At 71.1% G+C, this 18,837-nt stretch carries 16 protein-coding genes and 2 pseudogenes; 11 read left to right on the plus strand and 7 right to left on the minus strand.

Going from position 1 to position 18,837, the window contains the following annotated elements; genetic code table 11:
* From RT051_RS12070 to pdeM, 6 genes and pseudogenes are all read left to right on the plus strand, one after another.
* Window positions 1-593, plus strand: a pseudogene (locus tag RT051_RS12070) (F0F1 ATP synthase subunit beta); the annotation flags it as partial.
* 98 nt (window positions 594-691) lie between these two features.
* Window positions 692-1,108 carry a F0F1 ATP synthase subunit epsilon gene (locus tag RT051_RS12075; protein WP_313077067.1) on the plus strand — a complete coding sequence of 139 codons (417 nt, stop codon included), beginning with the start codon at window positions 692-694 and terminating at the stop codon, window positions 1,106-1,108.
* 294 nt (window positions 1,109-1,402) lie between these two features.
* Complete coding sequence (locus RT051_RS12080) at window positions 1,403-2,470, plus strand: ligase-associated DNA damage response exonuclease (protein WP_313077070.1); 1,068 nt, start codon at window positions 1,403-1,405, stop codon at window positions 2,468-2,470.
* The gene (locus RT051_RS12085) at window positions 2,467-4,149 is read left to right on the plus strand and encodes an ATP-dependent DNA ligase (RefSeq protein WP_313077072.1); all 1,683 of its coding nucleotides are present in this window, start codon (window positions 2,467-2,469) and stop codon (window positions 4,147-4,149) included. Before RT051_RS12080 ends, RT051_RS12085 begins: the two co-directional genes overlap by 4 nt.
* 81 nt (window positions 4,150-4,230) lie before the next feature.
* A complete protein-coding gene (locus RT051_RS12090; protein WP_313077075.1) occupies window positions 4,231-7,038 on the plus strand; it encodes a ligase-associated DNA damage response DEXH box helicase in 2,808 nt (935 codons plus the stop codon).
* Between the two features lie 10 nt (window positions 7,039-7,048).
* Complete coding sequence (gene pdeM / locus RT051_RS12095; protein WP_313077078.1) at window positions 7,049-7,783, plus strand: ligase-associated DNA damage response endonuclease PdeM; 735 nt, start codon at window positions 7,049-7,051, stop codon at window positions 7,781-7,783.
* Between the two features lie 115 nt (window positions 7,784-7,898).
* On the opposite strand, the gene RT051_RS12100 is transcribed toward pdeM, so the two are convergent.
* From RT051_RS12100 to RT051_RS12110, 3 genes are read right to left on the minus strand one after another with little or no spacing between them, the layout of a single operon-like run.
* Window positions 7,899-8,492 (minus strand): TPM domain-containing protein, encoded by a 594-nt coding sequence (locus RT051_RS12100; RefSeq protein WP_313077082.1) that lies wholly within the window; start codon window positions 8,490-8,492, stop codon window positions 7,899-7,901.
* Between the two features lie 27 nt (window positions 8,493-8,519).
* Entirely contained in the window at window positions 8,520-9,437 is a 918-nt protein-coding gene (locus RT051_RS12105; RefSeq protein ID WP_313077084.1) for a TPM domain-containing protein, read from the minus strand.
* A 13-nt stretch (window positions 9,438-9,450) separates the two neighbouring features.
* On the minus strand, window positions 9,451-10,056 hold the full coding sequence (locus tag RT051_RS12110; RefSeq protein WP_313077086.1) for a LemA family protein: 606 nt from the start codon (window positions 10,054-10,056) through the stop codon (window positions 9,451-9,453).
* Between the two features lie 266 nt (window positions 10,057-10,322).
* Between RT051_RS12110 and RT051_RS12115 the strand changes: the two genes are divergently transcribed.
* Window positions 10,323-11,111 carry a DUF4142 domain-containing protein gene (locus tag RT051_RS12115; protein ID WP_313077089.1) on the plus strand — a complete coding sequence of 263 codons (789 nt, stop codon included), beginning with the start codon at window positions 10,323-10,325 and terminating at the stop codon, window positions 11,109-11,111.
* Window positions 11,112-11,146: 35 nt separating this feature from the next.
* On the opposite strand, the gene RT051_RS12120 is transcribed toward RT051_RS12115, so the two are convergent.
* The 3 genes from RT051_RS12120 to RT051_RS12130 form a co-directional block, all read right to left on the minus strand.
* Window positions 11,147-11,911 carry a class II glutamine amidotransferase gene (locus RT051_RS12120; RefSeq protein WP_313077092.1) on the minus strand — a complete coding sequence of 255 codons (765 nt, stop codon included), beginning with the start codon at window positions 11,909-11,911 and terminating at the stop codon, window positions 11,147-11,149.
* Between the two features lie 13 nt (window positions 11,912-11,924).
* The gene (locus RT051_RS12125; protein WP_313077094.1) at window positions 11,925-12,188 is read right to left on the minus strand and encodes a cysteine-rich CWC family protein; all 264 of its coding nucleotides are present in this window, start codon (window positions 12,186-12,188) and stop codon (window positions 11,925-11,927) included.
* Window positions 12,189-12,298: 110 nt separating this feature from the next.
* Window positions 12,299-14,518 (minus strand): malate synthase G, encoded by a 2,220-nt coding sequence (locus tag RT051_RS12130; protein WP_313077097.1) that lies wholly within the window; start codon window positions 14,516-14,518, stop codon window positions 12,299-12,301.
* A gap of 288 nt (window positions 14,519-14,806) precedes the next feature.
* On the opposite strand from RT051_RS12130, the gene RT051_RS12135 reads away from it, so the two are divergent.
* Complete coding sequence (locus RT051_RS12135) at window positions 14,807-15,742, plus strand: LysR family transcriptional regulator (protein ID WP_313077100.1); 936 nt, start codon at window positions 14,807-14,809, stop codon at window positions 15,740-15,742.
* Between the two features lie 47 nt (window positions 15,743-15,789).
* Entirely contained in the window at window positions 15,790-16,245 is a 456-nt protein-coding gene (locus tag RT051_RS12140) for a DUF2214 family protein (protein ID WP_313077103.1), read from the plus strand.
* Between the two features lie 64 nt (window positions 16,246-16,309).
* On the opposite strand, the gene RT051_RS12145 is transcribed toward RT051_RS12140, so the two are convergent.
* Window positions 16,310-16,636: a PsiF family protein gene (locus RT051_RS12145; protein ID WP_313077106.1), complete on the minus strand. Its 327-nt coding sequence runs from the start codon at window positions 16,634-16,636 to the stop codon at window positions 16,310-16,312.
* Between the two features lie 125 nt (window positions 16,637-16,761).
* On the opposite strand from RT051_RS12145, the gene argS reads away from it, so the two are divergent.
* Both argS and RT051_RS12155 read left to right on the plus strand, forming a co-directional pair.
* Entirely contained in the window at window positions 16,762-18,441 is a 1,680-nt protein-coding gene (argS, locus tag RT051_RS12150) for an arginine--tRNA ligase (protein WP_313077110.1), read from the plus strand.
* Between the two features lie 27 nt (window positions 18,442-18,468).
* Window positions 18,469-18,837 (plus strand): annotated as a pseudogene (locus RT051_RS12155) (sporulation protein); the annotation flags it as partial.

Here is an 18,837-nt window from a genome sequence, read left to right on the forward strand (position 1 = left end):
TGGGCTACCAGCCGACGCTGGCCGAGGAAATGGGCCGCCTGCAGGAGCGCATCACCTCGACCAAGGTCGGCTCGATCACCTCGATCCAGGCCGTGTACGTGCCCGCGGACGACTTGACCGACCCCTCGCCCGCCACGACGTTTGCCCACCTGGACTCCACCGTGGTGCTGTCGCGTGACATTGCCGCCCTGGGCATCTACCCCGCCGTGGACCCGCTGGACTCCACCAGCCGCCAGCTCGACCCGCAGGTCGTGGGCGAGGAGCACTACAAGGTGGCTCGCGACGTGCAGGGCACGCTGCAGCGCTACAAGGAACTGCGCGACATCATCGCCATCCTGGGCATGGACGAGCTGGCCCCCGAGGACAAGCTGACCGTGGCCCGCGCCCGCAAGATCCAGCGTTTCCTGTCGCAACCGTTCCACGTGGCCGAGGTGTTCACCGGCTCGCCCGGCAAGTACGTCACCCTGGCCGAGACCATTCGCGGCTTCAAGATGATCGTGGCCGGCGAGTGCGACCACCTGCCCGAGCAGGCGTTCTACATGGTCGGCACCATCGACGAGGCCTTCGAGAAGGCCAAGAAGCTGGCGTCCTGATGCCAGGGCGCGCGGGCAGGGCGCCCTGACGGCCCCGGCCCGCTGCCCCGCAGCAGCAACGCTCCAGCTTTCAACCCTTTGTCAGAACGAGGCCCCAGATGAACACCCTCCACGTTGATGTGGTCAGTGCCGAGGAGTCCATCTTCTCGGGCGAGGCGCGCTTCGTCGCGCTGCCCGGCGAAGCCGGCGAACTGGGCATCTATCCGCGCCACACGCCGCTGATCACCCGCATCAAGCCGGGTTCGGTGCGCATCGAGCTGCCTGACGGCAACGAGGAATTCGTCTTCGTCGCCGGCGGCATCCTGGAAGTGCAGCCCGACCGCGTCACGGTGCTGTCGGACACGGCCATCCGCGGTCGCGACCTGGACGACCAGAAGGCCCAGGAGGCCAAGCACGCCGCCGAGGAAGCGCTGAAGAACGCCAAGAGCGAACTCGACCTGGCCCGCGCCCAATCGGAGCTGGCCATCATGGCCGCCCAGCTGGCCGCGCTGCGCAAGTTCCGCGAGAAGCGCTGAAGCGCGCCACCTGCAGCGAGCGCGCCGAGCGCATCGCCTGCTCCAGAAAACCGCCTCCGGGCGGTTTTTTGTTGCCTGCCAACGGCGGCACAGGCTCTTGGCCGACAGGCCGATGCGCGTGTGTGCCGGCGCCCTGCGCTCGGCCCCGGCCCTAACATGGGCCATGGCCTCGCTTGTTCCTCGTCAGCCCGCGCGTGGGATTGCCGGAAACTACAATTTTGCTAGCTGCATGCCCTTGTCAGGCAAGGGTTTGACCGGCTTTTTGCTTGAAAGCCTGCAGTTTCAGGGGCAGGCATGAACGCGCCGCCAGACCTGATCGTCGCCCGCCCCGAAGGCCTGTATTGCCCGCCGGGGGACTTCTACATCGACCCCTGGCGGCCGGTCGAGCGCGCCGTCATCACCCACGCCCACGCCGACCATGCGCGCGGCGGCCACGCGCACTATCTGGCGCATGCGCTGAGCGCCGGCATCCTGCGCGCGCGGCTGGGCGCGGGCATCCAGCTGCAGACGCTGGAGTACGGCGAGGCCGTGCAGCACCACGGCGTGCGCCTGTCGCTGCACCCGGCCGGGCATGTACTGGGCTCGGCGCAGGTGCGCCTGGAGCACGGCGGCCAGGTCTGGGTCGCCTCGGGCGACTACAAGCTCCAAGGCGACGGCACCTGCACGTCCTTCGAGCCGGTGCGCTGCGACGTCTTCATCACCGAATCGACCTTCGGCCTGCCGATCTACCGCTGGCCGGCGCAGACCGACCTGCTGGCCGACATCAACGCCTGGTGGCAGGCCAACGCCGACGAGGGGCGGCCCTCGGTGCTGCTGTGCTATGCCTTCGGCAAGGCGCAGCGCGTCCTGCACGGGGTGGACGCGGGCATTGGCCCCATCGTCGTGCACGGCGCCGTGGAGCCGCTCAACGCCGTGTATCGCGCCGCCGGCGTGGCGCTGGCGCCCACCTTCCGCGTGGGCGATGCCGCGTTGGACGCCGCCGCCCTGCGCCGCGCCCTGGTGCTGGCGCCGCCTTCGGCCCAGGGCACGCCCTGGATGCGTCGCTTTGCCCGGCACTCGGACGCCTTTGCCAGCGGCTGGATGCAGCTGCGCGGCGCGCGCCGCCGGCGTGGGGTGGACCGGGGCTTCGTCATGTCCGACCACGCCGACTGGCCGGGCCTGCAGCAGGCGATTGCCGCCACCGGTGCCGAACGGATCTTCGTCACCCACGGCAGCGTGGCCACGCTGGTGCGCTGGCTGCGCGAGGAGCGCGGCCTGGACGCACAGGCGTTCTCCACCGAGTACGGCCATGAGGAGGAGGCGGAGACCGCGGCATCGCAAACCGAGGCGTCTCCAGAGGCTGGCAGCGAGGCCGCGCCATGAAGCAGTTTGCCGCGCTGTACCAGCAGCTCGACGCCAGCACCTCGCTGCTGGCCAAGCAGGCGGCGCTGCGCCAGTACCTGCAGGCCGCGCCAGCGCAGGACGCCGCCTGGGCGGTGTATTTCCTGGCCGGCGGCAAGCCGCGCCAGCTGGTACCCATGCGGCTGCTGCGCGAACAGGCGCGCGCCGCCGCCGGCCTGCCCGAGTGGCTGTTCGACGAGTGCCACCAGGCCGTGGGCGACCTGGCCGAGACCATCGCGCTGCTGCTGCCCGACCCCTGTGGCGGCCACGACCTGAGCCTGGCCGGCTGGCTGGAGCAGCACCTCCTGCCCCTGCGCGGCCTGCCGCCGCTGGAGCTTGCGCAGCGCCTCACGGCCCAGTGGCAGCTGCTCGCGGCAGAGGAGCGGCTGGTCTATTTCAAGCTCATCACCGGGGCGTTTCGTGTCGGCGTGTCCAGGCTGCAGGTCACGCAGGCGCTGGCGGCAGTCAGCGGGGTCGATGCGAAAACCATCGCTCAGCGCCTGATGGGCTACACCCACATCGGCGCGCGCCCGGGCGCTGCCGACTATGAGCGCCTGGTGCAGCCCGAAGGCGCGCCGGGCAGCGCCGCCGCGCCGCAGGAGGCCAGTGGCCACCCCTATCCGTTCTTCCTCGCGCACCCGCTGCAGCCGCAGGGGGAGCAGATGGACGAACTGCTCGGCCCGCCCGCCGACTGGCTGGTCGAGTGGAAGTGGGACGGCATCCGCGCCCAGCTGGTGCGCCGCGCCGGCGCCACCTGGGTCTGGTCGCGTGGTGAGGAGCTGGTCAGCGAGCGCTTTCCCGAGCTGCAGGCGCTGGGCGAGCATCTGCCCGACGGCACCGTGCTCGACGGCGAAATCCTGGTCTGGCGGGACGAGGATTCGGGCGAGGGCTGCGCCCGCCCCTTTGCCGAGCTGCAAAAGCGCATCGGCCGCAAGACGCTCACGCCCAGGATCCTGCGCGAGCAGCCCGTGGTGCTGATGGCCTACGACCTGCTGGAAGAGGACGGCGAGGACCTGCGCTCGCGACCCCAGTACGAGCGCCGCGCGCGTCTGCAGGCGCTGGTGCACGCCACCGCCCAGCCGGCCCTGCGGCTCAGCCCGCTCCTGAAGGGCGAGTCTTGGCAGGACCTGGCCGCGCAGCGCGAGCAGGCCCGCGCCCTGGGCGTGGAGGGCATGATGCTCAAGGCCCGCGCCGCGCACTACGGCGTGGGCCGCACCAAGGACGTGGGCGTATGGTGGAAGTGGAAGATCGACCCGCTGTCGGTCGATGCCGTGCTGATCTACGCCCAGCGCGGCCACGGCCGGCGCGCCAGCCTCTACACCGACTACACCTTCGCCGTCTGGGACCGCCCTGAGGGCGAGGAGGGGCGCGCCCTGGTGCCCTTTGCCAAGGCCTATTCGGGCCTGACGGACGCCGAGATCGCGCGGGTCGATGCGCTGATCCGCAAGACCACCGTGGAGACCTTCGGCCCGGTGCGCAGCGTGCGGCCGACGATGGTCTTCGAGCTGGGCTTCGAGGGCATCGCAAGGAGCAGCCGGCACAAGAGCGGCATCGCCGTGCGCTTTCCGCGCATGCTGCGCTGGCGGCATGACAAGCCGGTGCAGGAGGCGGATACGCTGCAGACGCTGGCGGCGTTGCTGTCGGAGGAGGGCACGGCATGAGCTGGCGCGCTCTTCCGCTCCCTCTCCCCCGCGGGGGAGAGGGAGCCACTGCCGCTGCGCCGCAGCGTGCACGGGGCCGGCATGGCTGAGCGCCACCCCCGCCCCCCGCCCCCCGACGTCACCGGCTGGTTTGCCGCGCGCGGCTGGCAGCCGTTTGCCTTTCAGCGCCAGGTCTGGCGCGCCATGGCCGCCGGGCGCAGCGGGCTGCTGCACGCCATCACCGGAGCCGGCAAGACCTACGCCGTCTGGCTCGGCGCATTGCAGGCGCTGGCGCATGACCATGGGTCAAAACAGCCTGAAACCCTTGATGGGCAACGGATTGATGCTACGAAAAAGAAGCTTCCACCGGCCCCGCCCCTCACTGTCCTGTGGATCACCCCCATGCGCGCCCTGGCCGCCGACACGCTCAAGGCGCTGGCCACGCCGCTGGCCGAGCTGGCGCCCGCGCACCCGGTGCTGGCGCGCTGGACGCTGGGTGCGCGCACGGGCGACAGCAGCAGCGCCGAGCGCAGCGCCCAGGCCCGGCGCCTGCCCACGGCGCTGGTGACCACGCCCGAGAGCCTGTCGCTGCTGCTGGCGCGCGCCGACGCCCGCGAGCAGCTGGCGCAGGTGCGCCTGGTGGTGGCCGACGAGTGGCACGAGCTGCTGGCAACGAAGCGCGGCGTGCAGCTGCAGCTGGCGCTGGCGCGGCTGGGCACCTGGTGCCCGCGGCTCATGGTCTGGGGCATGTCGGCCACCCTGGGCAACCTGCCCGAGGCCATGCAGACGCTGCTGGCGCCGCTGAGCCACCCGGGCGCTAGCGCGCCCCGGCCCGGCCTGCTGGTGCGGGGCCGCATCGACAAGCAGCTGGTGGTGGACACGCTGCTGCCAGGCGCCGCGGGGCGCTTTCCGTGGGCTGGCCACCTGGGCCTGTCCATGCTGCCCGCGGTGGTGGCGGAGCTGGCGGCGGCGGGCACCACGCTGATCTTTGTCAACGCGCGCTCGCAGGCCGAGCGCTGGTACCAGGCGCTGCTGGACGCCCGCCCCGACTGGGCCGGCAGCCTGGCCCTGCACCACGGCTCGCTCGACCGCGGCGTGCGCGAGTGGGTCGAGGCGGGCCTGAAAAACGGCAGCCTGCGCGCCGTGGTCGCCACCTCCAGCCTGGACCTGGGGGTGGACTTCGCGCCGGTCGAGCGCGTGCTGCAGATCGGCTCGCCGCGCGGCGTGGCGCGCCTGCTGCAGCGCGCCGGGCGCTCGGGCCACGCGCCGGGGCGGCCCTCGCGCGTCACCGTCGTGCCCACGCAGAGCCTGGAGATCATCGAGGTGGCGGCCGCGCGCGCCGCCGTGCGCGCCGGCTGCGTGGAGTCGCGCGTCTCGCCCGAGCAGCCCATCGACGTGCTGGTGCAGCACCTGGTCACCGTGGCGCTGGGCGGCGGCTTCGAGCCCGAGGCGCTGTACGCCGAGGTGCGGCGCACGCACGCCTACCGCGCCCTGTCGCGCGCGCACTGGCAGTGGTGCCTGGACTTCGTCTCGGGCGGCGGGCAGGCGCTGGCGGCCTACCCCGACTACCGGCGCGTGGTGGCAGGCGCGGACGGCATCTGGCGCGTGCCCGAGGCGCGCCTGGCGCGGCGCCACCGGGCCAACATCGGCACCATCGTGGGCGACGCCAGCATGGTCGTGCAGGTGCTGCACGGCGCCCGCCTGGGGCGCCTGGAGGAGAGCTTCCTCGCGCGCCTGTCGCCGGGCGACGCCTTCGTCTTTGCCGGCCAGGTGCTCGAACTCGTGCGCATCGAGCAGATGACGGCCTATGTGCGCCGCGCGCCGCGCACGCGCGCCACCGTGCCGCGCTGGGGCGGCACGCGTCTGCCGCTGTCGGCGCTGCTGGCGCGCTTCCTGCTGCGCGAGCTCGCGCGCGCGGCGCAGGGCCGCTACGCCAGCGCCGAGCTGCGCGCCGTGCGCCCGCTGCTGCAGCTGCAGCAGCGCTGGTCGCAGCTGCCCACGCCCGACACGCTGCTGGCCGAGACCCTGCGCACGCGCGACGGCTGGCACCTGTTTCTCTACCCGCTGGCCGGCCGCCAGGTGCATCTGGGCCTGGCCAGCCTGCTGGCCTGGCGCGCGGCGCAGCGCCAGCCCGGCACCTTCTCCATCGCTGTCAACGACTATGGCCTGGAACTGGTCAGTGCCGACGCGCGCGACTGGGCGGCGCTGCTGCCGGGCCTGCTGGGCCTGGACGGCGGCGCGGCGGCGCAGGACGGGGTGCTGCCCGAGCTGCTGGCCAGCCTGAACGCCACCGAGATGGCGCGCCGGCGCTTTCGCGAGATCGCGCGCGTGGCCGGGCTGGTCTTCCAGAGCCACCCGGGCGAGCAGCGCAGCGCGCGCCAGCTGCAGGCCTCGGCGCAGCTGTTCTTCGAGGTCTTTCGCAAGTACGACAGCGGCAACCTGCTCCTGCGCCAGGCCGAGGACGAGGTGCTGCGCCAGGAGCTGGACGTGCCCGCGCTGCAGGAGGCGCTGGCGCACCTGCGGGAGCAGCGTCTGAGCGTGCAGGCGCTCGAACGGCCCGGCCCCCTGGCGTTCGCGCTGATGGTCGAGCGCTTTCGCGAAAAACTCAGCAACGAGGCCCTGGCCGACCGCATCGCGCGCATGCTGGGCGCGCTCGAAGGCGCGGCCGACGTGCGCGGCCAGCCGCCGCCGGTGCGCCCGCAGGACGTGGTGCCGGCCGAGCCGGCGCGGCGCAGGCGGGCGCTGCTCCCGCCGGCGTCGGCTTCGGGCGAGGCCGGCGGCAACGCGGGCGAGGCCGCCGCGGCGGACGCCATCGCCCAGGCCCTGGGCTTCGGCATGCCGGGCGATGCGGCCCCACCCGCGCGCGCGCCGCGCCAGCGCCGGCCCTCGCGGCCGCTGCCGCGGCTCTAGGGCGGGTGCCATGGCCGCTGCCGACCCCCAGGCCCACGCCGATCCCGTCCTGCAGGTGCTGCCCGGCGTGCAGCTGCAGCTGCTGCCCGAGCGCGCCCTGTGGTGGCCGCAGGCAGGCACGCTGTTCATCGCCGACCTGCACCTGGGCAAGGCCGCCACCTTCCGCGCGCGCGGCCTGCCGGTGCCCGCCGGCACCACGCAGGACAACCTGGCCCGCCTCTCGGCCGTGCTGGCGCGCACCGGCGCCGGGCGGCTGGTGGTGCTGGGCGATTTTCTGCACGCCGCCGAGGCCCTGACGGCGGCCGTGCGCTCGGCCCTGCAGGCCTGGCGCGCCGCCCATGCGGGCCTGGCCGTGGTGCTGGTGCGCGGCAACCACGACCGCCACGCGGGCGACCCGCCCGGCGCGCTGGCGCTGCAGGTGGTGGACGAGCCCTTTGCCCCCGAGCCCGGCGTGCCGCTGGCCTGCTGCCACCACCCGCAGGCGCTGCCCGGCCAGGTAGTGCTGGCCGGGCACCTGCACCCGGCCGTGCTGCTGCGCGGGCCAGGGCGCGATGCGCTGCGCCTGCCGGCGTTCTGTCACGAGGCAGGGCAGGTGCTGCTGCCCTCGTTTGGCGACTTCACCGGCGGCCACACGCTGCGCGCGGCGCGGGGGCGGCGGCTGTATGCGGTGGGGGGCGGCAGGGTGTGGGCGGTGCCCACATCGTCTCCGTCTCCCTCTCCCGCAGGCGGGAGAGGGCGGGGGTGAGGGTGGGGGCCAGAGAGGGATGCGGCGCTTGCACGGCCCCTCACCCCCGCCCTCTCCCCACTGGGGAGAGGGGGCGGAAGGCGGCGCCAGTCAACGAGTTTTAGCTATCAAAAACTCACCTGCCGGGCAGCACCCAGCCACGCGCCAGCACGGGCGCATCGGGCAGCTCGTTGCCCGGGCCCGCGTCCCCGCCCTCGGGCGCGGGAAAATGCGCCACCAGCAGGGCCGAGACCTCGCTCAGCGCCTGCGTCAGCCCGTCCTCGAAGCGCCCGGCGCGAAACGCCTCGCCCATGTGCGCCGCCATGGCGCGCCAGGCCTCGGGCGGCACGGCGCGGGCCAGCGCGCGGTCGGCGACGATCTCGATGGCGCGCTCGGCCAGCAGCAGGTAGATCAGCACGCCGTTGTCGTGCTCGGTGTCCCACACGCGCAGCTTGCCGAACTGGGCGATGGCGCGCTCGCGCACGCTGGCGCCGCGCCACAGGTAGGACAGGGGCAGGCCGCCTTCGATGCAGATGCGGATCTGCCCGGTGTGGCGCCGCTCGCTGGCCGCCACGCGCGCGCCCAGGCGCTCGAGCAGGTCGGGCGGTATGGCATGCGTGAGCGTGCCATCGGCCCAGCGATGGAGCAGCAGCCGGCCCAGGCGGGTGAACGGGCCGGGCCGTGCCGGTGTGGCGTCCCGGGTCGGGTCGGAAGAGGAGGGTTGTGTCATGGCCAATGTCCGTGCCGAGTGCTCTCTCTACCAGCTGCCCGAGGCGCCGCCGCCGCCAAAGCTGCCCCCGCCCCCCGAGCCGAAACCACCGCCGCCGCCAAATCCGCCCCCGCCTCCGAAGCCGCCCCCGCCGCCCCAGCCACCCCTGCCACCGCGCCCGCCGCCATTCCAGACCACCGGCAGGCCCCGGCCGGCGAAGATCCAGGTGTAGAGCAGCGCGGCCACGCCGGCGCCCGCGGCCAGCAGGACGCTGGTCGTGAACCAGAAGGCCAGGGCGCCGGCGCCCGCGCCCATGGCCACGCCGCCCAGGCGCTGGCCCAGCATGGCGCGCAGCAGCGGCCCGCCCACCATCACGGCGAAGAACAGGAAGATGGCCAGGTCCTCGAACTGCATGCCGTCCTGCCCGCTGGCAGGGCGGCGCGCACCCTCGCCCGGGGGCAGGGGCAGTGCCTCGCCGGCGATGCGCGCGCCCAGCTGCTCGACCGCCGCCTGCAGGCCACCGGCGTAGTCGCCCTGGCGAAAGCGCGGCGCCATGGCGGCGTCGATGATGCGTGCGGCGGCGATGTCGGGGATGGCGCCCTCCAGCGCGCGCGCCACCTCGATGCGCATGCGCCGGTCGTCCTTGGCCACCACCACCAGCACACCGTCGCCCACGTCGCGCCTGCCGATCTTCCAGGCGTCGGCCACGCGGTGGGCGAAGGCGGCGATGTCCTCGGGCGCCGTCGTCGGCACCATCAGCACCACCACCTGCGAGCCGTGCGTGCGCTCGATGGCCGCCAGCTGCTCCTGCAGCGCCTGGCGCTGCGCCGGACTCAGGGTGGCGGTCTCGTCGATGACCTGCGCCGTCAGCACCGGCACGGCGCGCAGCGGCTGGGCCTGGCACAGCAGGCCGGTTGCTAGCAAAAACAGAGCTAGCAACCAGCGCAGGGCAAGGGCGAAAGGCATTTTTGACTGAAAATCAAGGCTTGGCCGCGGGTGCCGGACGCGAGAAGTCCACCGCCGGCGGGGTGCTGATCTGCGCCTCGTTCTGCACCGTGAAGGTGGGCTTGGGGTCGTAGCTGAAGACTTTGGCCGTGAGGTTGGTCGGGAAGCTGCGCGCCAGCACGTTGTACTTCTGCACGGTCTCGATATAGCGGTTGCGCGCCACCGTGATGCGGTTCTCCGTGCCTTCCAGCGTCACCCGCAGGTCGCGAAAGCCCTGATTGGCCTGCAGCTGCGGATAGCGCTCGGAGACCACCATCAGGCGCGACAGCGCCCCCGACAGTTCGCCCTGGGCCTGCTGGAATTTGTTGAACGCCTCGGGGTTCTCGATCAGCTCGGGCGTGGCCTGGATGGAGGTGGCTTTGGCGCGCGCCTCGATCACGCGGGTGAGCGTGTCCTGCTCGAACTGCGCCTCGCCCTTGACGGTGGCGACGATGTTGGGCACCAGGTCGGCGCGGCGCTGGTACTGGTTGAGCACCTCGCCCCAGGCCGCCTTGGATTCCTCGTCCAGGCGCTGGAAATCGTTGTAGCCGCAACCCGAGAGGGCAGCAGCGGTGGCAAGAAGGGCAATGGTTTTTTTCATGGTGTGTCGTGTTTTCAGGGCCGTGGTGAGTGAAGCTCGGCGGGCGCAGTATGCGGCACGCGCGCGGGCGGAGGGCGTCGGCGGGGAGCCCTTTGCAGCGTGATTTTTCAGCCAACCGGAGGCTTCTCGCTACCGGATGCTGCAGCAGTATCAGAGTGCGCCAGCGAGTCCTTCCTACACCGGGCAGCCGTCGCCCTGCAGAACATCGTGTGGTGCTGCGCGGCTGCGTCCCGCGCCACTTTCAAAAAATCAGGAGGTATCGCACCATGACCCAGTTCCGCTTTTGCACTCCTCTCGCCCTTGCCGCTGCTGCCGGACTGGGGCTGACCGGCCTGTCCTGGGCCCAGGGCACGCCGCCGATCATCGCGCCTCCTGCCGCGTCCATCTCCTCGCCCGACACCCAACCAGCAGGCCAGGGCGGCACTTCGGGCGACCGGCCGGTGAACCGCAGCGGCAACACCAGTGGTGCCACCGGCGCCACCGGCAGCGCGGCGCAGGGCGGCACCCATGGCGGCACCGCGCCTGCGGGCACGGCCGGCCAGGCGCCTGCGACCGCCGGCAGCACCCCAGCACCCGCCGCCACCGATGGCAAGCCGGCCCATGCCGACTCGGCCTTCATGAACCAGGCGGCGCAGAACGGCCACATGGAGGTCGAGGCCGCGCGCGTGGCGCTTAAAAAAGCGCAGAACCAGGAGGTCAAGGAGTTCGCCCAGCGCATGATCGACGACCACACCAAGGCGGCCCAGGAGCTGAACACCCTGGCCACGGCCAAGAACCACTCGCTGCCCGACGGCCCCTCGCTGCTGCAAAAGGGCAAGCTCAAGCTGCTGGGCACGCACGACGGCGCCAAGTTCGACCGCAACTACGTGGAGGAACTGGGCCCCAAGGCGCACCGCGAAACCATCGAGCTGTTCGAGAAGGGCTCGCGCGAGGCCAAGGACCCGGACGTGCGCGCCTACGCCCAAAAGACGCTGCCTACGCTGCGCGAGCACCTGTCGATGGCGGAAAAGCTCGAGCGCGACACGCGCAGCGAGCGCAAGGGCACGACGCGCTGAACCCTGGCTGAACCCCGGCGCCGGGGCCGTGACCGTCAGGCGGCGCGGCACCCGTCCACGAAGACCCGCAGCTCGCCCGGCGCGAAGGCCGTCCACTGCTCGTTGCTGGTCAGCGGTGCGGTGGCGATGACGGCCACGCGGTCCTGCGGCGTGGTCACGGCGGAGAAATCCACCTGCAGGTCCTCGTCGGCCAGCCGCGCCACGGCAAACGGGTGGCGGCGCTCGATGGAGTGCAGATGGGTGCTGGCGTGGGCCCACAGGGCCCGGCCGTTGGACAGCAGGAAGTTGAAAGTGCCGTATGGCGCAATGCGCGCGGCCAGCTCGCGCAGGGTGAGCGTCAGCTCCTCGACCGAGGGCACGCCGGCGTGGGACTTCCACAGCTCCTGCATGATCCAGCAGAAAGCGTGCTCGCTGTCGGTGCTGCCCACGGGCCGGAAGTGCGCGTGCAGGCGTGGCCGGAAGTCCTTCAGGTCGCCGTTGTGGGCGAACACCCAGTAGCTGCCCCACAGCTCGCGCACGAAAGGGTGGCAGTTCTCCAGGCTCACCGCTCCTTGCGTGGCCTTGCGGATGTGGGCGATGACGTTGCGGCTCTTGATGGGGTAGCGGCGGATCAGCTCGGCCACGGGCGAGTCGATGGCGCGCTGGTGGTCCACGAAGTGGCGCACCCCGCTGCCTTCAAAAAAGGCCACCCCCCAGCCGTCGGTGTGGTCCGCCGTGCGCCCGGCGCGCTGGGCAAAGCCCGTGAAGCTGAAGGTCACGTCCGTGGGCGTGTTGGCGTTCATGCCGAGGAGCTGGCACATGGTCGGGCAGGGATCAGGGGCTGAGCGAAGGTGGGGCCGGGGCGGCGGCCATCTTATCGGCCGCTGGCGCGGCGGCGCCTTCCTGTGCGCAGCGCGGGCAGAGGCACGCCTGGCCCCGCAGTTCAGGCGCCACGCGCGCCAGGGCCAGGGACGACACCGGGGCACTCATGCACCAGCACCGCTGCGCCGCCTGGCCTGCGGGGATGGCGCAGGTGTTGGATTGGCCGCACAGCGGGCAGCGAGCAGGGTCGACGGTGGATGCAGGGAGGGCGGACATGCCCCGGAGTGTAGAGGGCACAAAAAACGGCACCCGCAGGTGCCGTTGGTGCCAAAAGCAGCCTTTTCCCTTGTCAATCAAGGGATTTATGCTACTTTTTCAGTAGCGCCTCAACGCTGCGCCTCACCCGACTTGACCTTCAGCCGCCAGGCGTGCAGCAGCGGCTCGGTATAGCCGCTGGGCTGCTCCACGCCCTTGAAGACCAGCTCGCAGGCGGCGAGATAAGCGGCCGATTCGTTGAAGCGCCCGGCCATCTTTTGGTACAGCGGGTCGCCGGCGTTTTGCGCATCCACCTTGGCGGCCATGCGCTCGAACGTTGCGCGCACCTGCTGCTCGGTGACGATGCCGTGCAGCAGCCAGTTGGCCACGTGCTGGCTGGAGATGCGCAGCGTGGCGCGGTCTTCCATCAGGCCGATGTCGTTGATGTCGGGCACCTTGGAGCAGCCCACGCCCTGGTCGATCCAGCGCACCACGTAGCCCAGGATGCCCTGGATGTTGTTGTCCAGCTCCTGCTGCTTCTCCTCGTCCGACCAATTCGGGTTGCTGGACACGGGCACGGTGAGCAGGCCCGTGAGCAGGTTGTCGCGCTCGGCATCGGCGTCCACCTTCAGCAGCTCGGCCTGCACGTCCTTGACCTTGACCTGGTGGTAGTGCAGCGCGTGCAGCGTGGCACCCGTGGGGCTGGGCACCCAGGCGGTGTTGGCGCCGGCCTTCGGGTGGGCGATCTTCTGCTCCAGCATGGCGCGCATCATGTCCGGCATGGCCCACATGCCCTTGCCGATCTGCGCGCGGCCCGCGAGGCCCATGGACAGGCCCACCAGCACGTTGTTCTTCTCATACGCCTGGATCCAGGCGCTGGTCTTCATGTCGCCCTTGCGCACCATGGGGCCGGCCTGCATGGCCGAATGCATCTCGTCGCCGGTGCGGTCCAGGAAGCCCGTGTTGATGAAGGCGACGCGCGCGGGCGCCGCGGCAATGCAGGCCTTTAGGTTGACGGAGGTGCGGCGCTCCTCGTCCATGATGCCCAGCTTGACGGTGTTCTCCGGCAGACCCAGCACCTGCTCGACGCGGCCGAAAAGCTCATTGGCAAAGGCCACTTCGGCCGGGCCGTGCATCTTGGGCTTGACGATGTAGACGCTGCCGGTGCGCGAGTTGCGCAGGCCATTGGCGCCGTGGCCCTTCAGGTCGTGGATGGCGATCGCCGTGGTGACCATGGCGTCCAGGATGCCCTCGGGGATTTCCTGGCCCTCGGCACCCCACAGGATGGCCGGGTTGGTCATCAGGTGGCCGACGTTGCGCAGGAACATGAGCGAGCGGCCGTGCAGCTTCACTGGCTGGCCGTCGGCGCCGGTGTATTCGCGATCGGGGTTCAGGCCGCGGGTCATCTGCTGGCCGTCCTTCTGGAACGTCTCGGTCAGCGTGCCCTTCAGGATGCCCAGCCAGTTGCGGTAGCCCAGCGTCTTGTCCTCGGCGTCCACGGCGGCCACGGAGTCCTCCAGGTCCAGGATGGTGGACAGCGCGGCCTCGACCACCACGTCGGACACGCCGGCGGCGTCGGTCTTGCCGATGGGGGTGTCACGGTCGATGCGGATGTCGATGTGCAGGCCGTTGTTGGCCAGCAGCATGGACGACGGATTGGCCGCATCACCCTGCCAGCCGACGAACTGCGCGGCGTCCTTCAGGCCGGTCGTACCGCCGTTCTTCAGGCTGACCACGAGCTTGCCACCCTCGACCTTGTACCCGGCCACATCCTTGTGCGAGCCCTGCGCCAGCGGCACGGCCTGGTCCAGAAAGTCGCGGGCAAAAGCAATCACCTTCTCGCCGCGCTTGGGGTTGTAGCCGCGGCCCTTCTCGGCGCCGTCAGCCTCGTCGATCACGTCCGTGCCGTACAGCGCGTCGTACAGCGAGCCCCAGCGCGCGTTGGCGGCGTTGAGCGCGTAGCGGGCGTTCAGGATGGGCACGACCAGCTGCGGGCCGGCCTGCTCTGCCAGTTCCGCGTCCACGTTGGCCGTGGTGGCTTGCGCGCCCTTCGGGGGCTCGACCAGGTAGCCGATCTGGGTCAGGAACTGGCGGTAAGCGGCCATGTCCTTGATCGGGCCGGGGTTGGCCTGGTGCCAGGTGTCCAGCTTCTTCTGCAGGCGGTCGCGCTCGGCCAGCAGGGCGGCGTTCTTGGGCGCCAGGTCGGCCACCAGCGCGTCGAAACCCTTCCAGAAGGCCTCGTTCGACACGCCCGTGCCGGGCAGCACCTCCTGGTTGATGAAGTCGTGCAATTCGGTGGCCACCTGCAGGCCGTGGACCTGGGTGCGTGCAGCAGTCGTCGTAGTCGTCATGAATCAAACCCCTTGCGAACGATGGTGGAAAAACAGATGGGCGCAACGGCCGCGACGGGCCTTGCGAAGACTGTATTGCCTTTAATTAAGTTAATAAATAAGACGCAACTCTCTAAACTAATGACTTTTTTGCAAAAATCAACCACACTGCGCGGCCTTCCTGTGCCGTGCTCGTTCCGCAGCCGGGCAAATGGATAGCAAAATACATAGCTATAAGTCCTCGCGGGGCGCGGGTTTGCGCCGATTTTTCATTCCATCCCCTGTCGACCAGTCCCTCTCTCGTCGATCATGGACAAACTCAAAGCCTTCGAGTCCTTCGTCTCCATTGCCACGCGCGGCAGCCTGACGGCGGCGGCGCGCGCCGAAGGGGTGGCGCCGGCCATCATGGGGCGGCGCCTCGATGCACTGGAGGAGCACCTGGGCGTCAAGCTGCTGGTGCGTACCACGCGGCGCATCACCCTCACGCACGAGGGCAGTGCCTTCCTGGAGGACTGCCAGCGCCTGCTGGCCGACGTGGCCAACGCCGAGGCCAGCGTCTCGGCCGGCGGCGTCAAGGCCACGGGGCACCTGCGCATCACCGCGCCCGCGGGTTTTGGCCGGCGCCACGTCGCGCCGCTGGTGCCGCGCTTTCGCGACCTGCACCCGGACGTCGTCATTTCGCTGAACCTGTCGGACCGCGTGGTGGATCTGGCCGGCGAGGGCTACGATTGCGCGGTGCGCGTGGGCGACCTGCCCGATTCGTCCCTGGTCAGCGTGCGCCTGGCCGACAACCGCCGCCTGTGCGTGGCCACGCCCGAGTACCTGCGCCGCCGCGGCACGCCGCGCCACCCCTCGGAGCTGACGCAGCACGACTGCCTGACGCTGTCGAGCGACGCCTCGCAAACGCGCGGCTGGGCCTTTCGCGTGCCGCGCGAGGACGCAGTGGGCAGCGAGGTCATGCACGTCAAGCCCGGCGGGCCGCTGGACTGCTCGGACGGCCAGGTGCTGCACGACTGGTGCCTGGGCGGCTGGGGCATTGCCTGGCGCAGCACCTGGGAGGTCGAGGCCGAGATCGCCGCCGGCCGCCTGGTGGCCGTGCTGGAGGACTTCGCCGCCCCGCCCAACGGCATCTACGCCGTCTTCCCGCACGCCAAGCACCTGCCGCTGCGCGTGCGGCTGTGGATCGACTGGCTGCGCCAACACTACGCGCAGGGCGATTTCTGGGTGCGCGGGCCCAGTCCCTGACACCCGCTGCCTGCCCCTGCAAAACCCTGTTCCCGGATGAGAGACCCATGACCACCGAAGCCCTGCTGGCCTACGCCCACATCATGACCTTCCTGATGCTGGCCACCTTCCTCACCAGCGAGACCGCCCTGTGCCGCGCCGACTGGGTCAACCCGGCCGTGGTGCGGCGGCTGGTCCGGGTCAATGTTTTGAGCCTGCTGTCGGGCGTGCTGGTGCTGGCCAGCGGCCTGGCGCGCATCGCCTGGGGCGTCAAGGGCAGCGGCTGGTACTGGGCGCAGCCGCTCCTGCACGCCAAGATCACCCTGCTGGTGCTGATACTGGCGCTGTCGCTGCTGGCGGCGCGGCGCTACCGCGCCTGGCGCGGCCAGCTGGACGCGGGCGGCGCGCTGCCCGACGCGGCGCAGCTCAAGGGCACGCGCCGCCTGGTCATGTGGGCCGCGCACCTGATGGTGCTGGTGCCGCTGCTGGCGGTCTTTCTGGCGCGCGGCGTGGGCACACGCTGAGAGCCAGGCATGAAAAACCCCGCAGGCCGGGCGGCGTGCGGGGCGGGGGCGCAGCCGGCTGCGCTCAGGCGGCGGGCTTGTTCGACAGGCACTCCTTCATGAAGGCCTTGCGCGCATCGCCCTTGAGATTTTTGGTCTTGGCGTCGGCGTTGCAGGATTTCATGCGGGTTTTCTGGCCGGACGGTTGGGCGGGGCCCTGGCATTCCTTGATGAAGGCCTTGCGCTCGTCGCCCTTGAGGTTCTTCTCCTTGGCCTGGGCGCGGCAGGTCTCCTTGGTGATCGACGCGGGCGCAGGCGCGGTGGCCGTCGAGTCGCCCGCGGCCGGGATGGCGAGCGCCGGCAGGGCCAGGGCGGCCAGGGCCGCGGAAGCGATGAAGGTCTTGAGCGTCATGAAAATGCTCCAGCGAAGGGGTGGGTTGGATGCCCGGGGCCGTCTCTCGCACGCCACGCGGGCGAGCCAGCATAACGCCTGACCGGGGCGCCGGCACACCGGGGCGGCCCGTAGAATCCGCGCCCATGCTCTGTGTCAAACATGAATTGCTCGCCGCGCTGGCCGGCGAGCTGGAGAAGCTGCTGCCAGGCGCCGGCGCGCGTGCCGCCTTCGAGAACCCCAAGGTCGCGGCACACGGCGACCTGGCCTGCACCGCGGCCATGCAGCTGGCCAAACCCCTCAAGCAGAACCCGCGCCAGCTGGGCGAGCAGCTGCAGGCGGCGCTGCAGGCCACGCCCGCGTTCCAGCGCTGGGTGCAGGCCATCGAGATCGCCGGCCCGGGCTTTCTGAACCTGCGCCTGCGGTCCGAGGCGCGCCAGCAGGTGGTGCGCGAGGCGCTGTCCCAGGCGGACCGCTTCGGCCTGCAGCCCGCGCGCGGCGAAAAAGTCATCGTCGAGTTCGTCTCGGCCAACCCCACCGGCCCGCTGCACGTGGGCCACGGCCGGCAGGCGGCCATCGGCGATGCGCTCAGCAACCTCTACGCCACCCAAGGCTGGCAGGTGCACCGTGAGTTCTACTACAACGACGCGGGCGTGCAGATCGACACGCTGACCCGCAGCGTGCAGTTGCGCGCGCAGGGCGTCAGGCCGGGCGACGCCGGCTGGCCCGAGGCGGCCTACAACGGCGAATACATCCAGGACATCGCCGACGCCTACCTGGCCCGCGCCACCGTGCATGCCGACGACCGCGAGTTCACCGCCAGCGGCGACGCGCAGGACTATGAGGGCGTGCGCCAGTTCGCCGTCGCCTACCTGCGGGGCGAGCAGGACAAGGACCTGCAGGCCTTCAACCTGCGGTTCGACGAGTACTACCTGGAGTCCAGCCTGTACGAGCGCGGCCACGTCGAGGACACCGTGCGCCGCCTGGTGGCCAGCGGCCACACCTACGAGCAGGACGGCGCGCTGTGGCTGCGCACGACCGACTTCGGCGACGACAAGGACCGCGTGATGCGCAAGTCCGACGGCACCTATACCTACTTCCTGCCCGACGTCGCCTACCACATCCAGAAGTTCGAACGCGGATACGGACGCGCCATCAACATCCAGGGCACGGACCACCACGGCACCATCACCCGGGTGCGCGCCGGCCTGCAGGCGGCCGGGGCGGGCATCCCGCAGGGCTACCCCGACTACGTGCTGCACACCATGGTGCGCGTGGTCAGGGGCGGCGAGGAGGTCAAGATCAGCAAGCGTGCGGGCAGCTACGTCACGCTGCGCGATCTGATCGAGTGGACCAGCAAGGACGCCGTGCGCTTCTTCCTGCTGTCGCGCAAGCCCGACACCGAGTACACCTTCGACGTGGACCTGGCCGTGGCGCAGAACAACGACAACCCGGTGTACTACGTGCAGTACGCGCACGCGCGCATCTGCTCGGTGCTGCGCGGCTGGCGCGAGGACTACGACGTGGGCCAGCTGCGGGACGTGGACCTGTCCGCCCTGCAGGGCCCCCAGGCCCAGGCGCTGATGCTGCTGCTGGCGCGCTACCCGGAGATGCTCACCGCCGCCGCGGCCGGCAACGCACCGCACGACGTGACCTTCTACCTGCGCGAGCTGGCCGCCAGCTACCACAGCTACTACGACGCCGAGCGCATCCTGGTCGACGACGAGCGCATCAAGCTCGCCCGCCTGGCGCTGGTGGCGGCCACGGCGCAGGTGCTGCGCAACGGTCTGGCGGTGCTGGGCGTCGATGCCCCCGCCCGGATGTAGGCCCCCACCACAGCACGAGAACGTGTCATGAAACAGCAGCAGCAGCGCCAGAGCGGCGGCATCGTCCTCGGCCTCATCATCGGGGTGATCATCGGCCTGGGCGTGGCCCTGGCCGTCGCGGTCTACGTGACCAAGGTGCCCGTGCCCTTTCTCACCAAGCCCGGCCCGCGCGCCAGCGAGCAGGACGAGGCCCAGCGCAACCGCAACTGGGACCCCAACGCCCCCCTCTACGGCAAGAACCCGGCCCGGGCCCCGGCGCCCGCCGCGCCCGCCCCCACCCCCGCCCCTGCCCCCGAGGGTGCGGCCACCGCGGGCGTGCAGCAGGGGGCGGCCTCGCCCACCGCGACGCCCGCCGCGCCCGCCACCGGCGCCGAGCCCGACGGCAGTGCAGCCGCC

It is taken from the genome of Melaminivora sp. (assembly GCF_032059615.1).
Classification (GTDB): Bacteria; Pseudomonadota; Gammaproteobacteria; order Burkholderiales; family Burkholderiaceae_C; genus Melaminivora.

Coding starts and splice junctions, on each gene's coding strand:
- RT051_RS12075 (WP_313077067.1), top strand. CDS start 692: ATGAACACCCTCCACGTTGATGTGGTCAGTGCCGAGGAGTCCATCTTC.
- RT051_RS12080 (WP_313077070.1), top strand. CDS start 1,403: ATGAACGCGCCGCCAGACCTGATCGTCGCCCGCCCCGAAGGCCTGTAT.
- RT051_RS12085 (WP_313077072.1), top strand. CDS start 2,467: ATGAAGCAGTTTGCCGCGCTGTACCAGCAGCTCGACGCCAGCACCTCG.
- RT051_RS12090 (WP_313077075.1), top strand. CDS start 4,231: ATGGCTGAGCGCCACCCCCGCCCCCCGCCCCCCGACGTCACCGGCTGG.
- pdeM (WP_313077078.1), top strand. CDS start 7,049: ATGGCCGCTGCCGACCCCCAGGCCCACGCCGATCCCGTCCTGCAGGTG.
- RT051_RS12100 (WP_313077082.1), bottom strand. CDS start 8,492: ATGACACAACCCTCCTCTTCCGACCCGACCCGGGACGCCACACCGGCA.
- RT051_RS12105 (WP_313077084.1), bottom strand. CDS start 9,437: ATGCCTTTCGCCCTTGCCCTGCGCTGGTTGCTAGCTCTGTTTTTGCTA.
- RT051_RS12110 (WP_313077086.1), bottom strand. CDS start 10,056: ATGAAAAAAACCATTGCCCTTCTTGCCACCGCTGCTGCCCTCTCGGGT.
- RT051_RS12115 (WP_313077089.1), top strand. CDS start 10,323: ATGACCCAGTTCCGCTTTTGCACTCCTCTCGCCCTTGCCGCTGCTGCC.
- RT051_RS12120 (WP_313077092.1), bottom strand. CDS start 11,911: ATGTGCCAGCTCCTCGGCATGAACGCCAACACGCCCACGGACGTGACC.
- RT051_RS12125 (WP_313077094.1), bottom strand. CDS start 12,188: ATGTCCGCCCTCCCTGCATCCACCGTCGACCCTGCTCGCTGCCCGCTG.
- RT051_RS12130 (WP_313077097.1), bottom strand. CDS start 14,518: ATGACGACTACGACGACTGCTGCACGCACCCAGGTCCACGGCCTGCAG.
- RT051_RS12135 (WP_313077100.1), top strand. CDS start 14,807: ATGGACAAACTCAAAGCCTTCGAGTCCTTCGTCTCCATTGCCACGCGC.
- RT051_RS12140 (WP_313077103.1), top strand. CDS start 15,790: ATGACCACCGAAGCCCTGCTGGCCTACGCCCACATCATGACCTTCCTG.
- RT051_RS12145 (WP_313077106.1), bottom strand. CDS start 16,636: ATGACGCTCAAGACCTTCATCGCTTCCGCGGCCCTGGCCGCCCTGGCC.
- argS (WP_313077110.1), top strand. CDS start 16,762: ATGCTCTGTGTCAAACATGAATTGCTCGCCGCGCTGGCCGGCGAGCTG.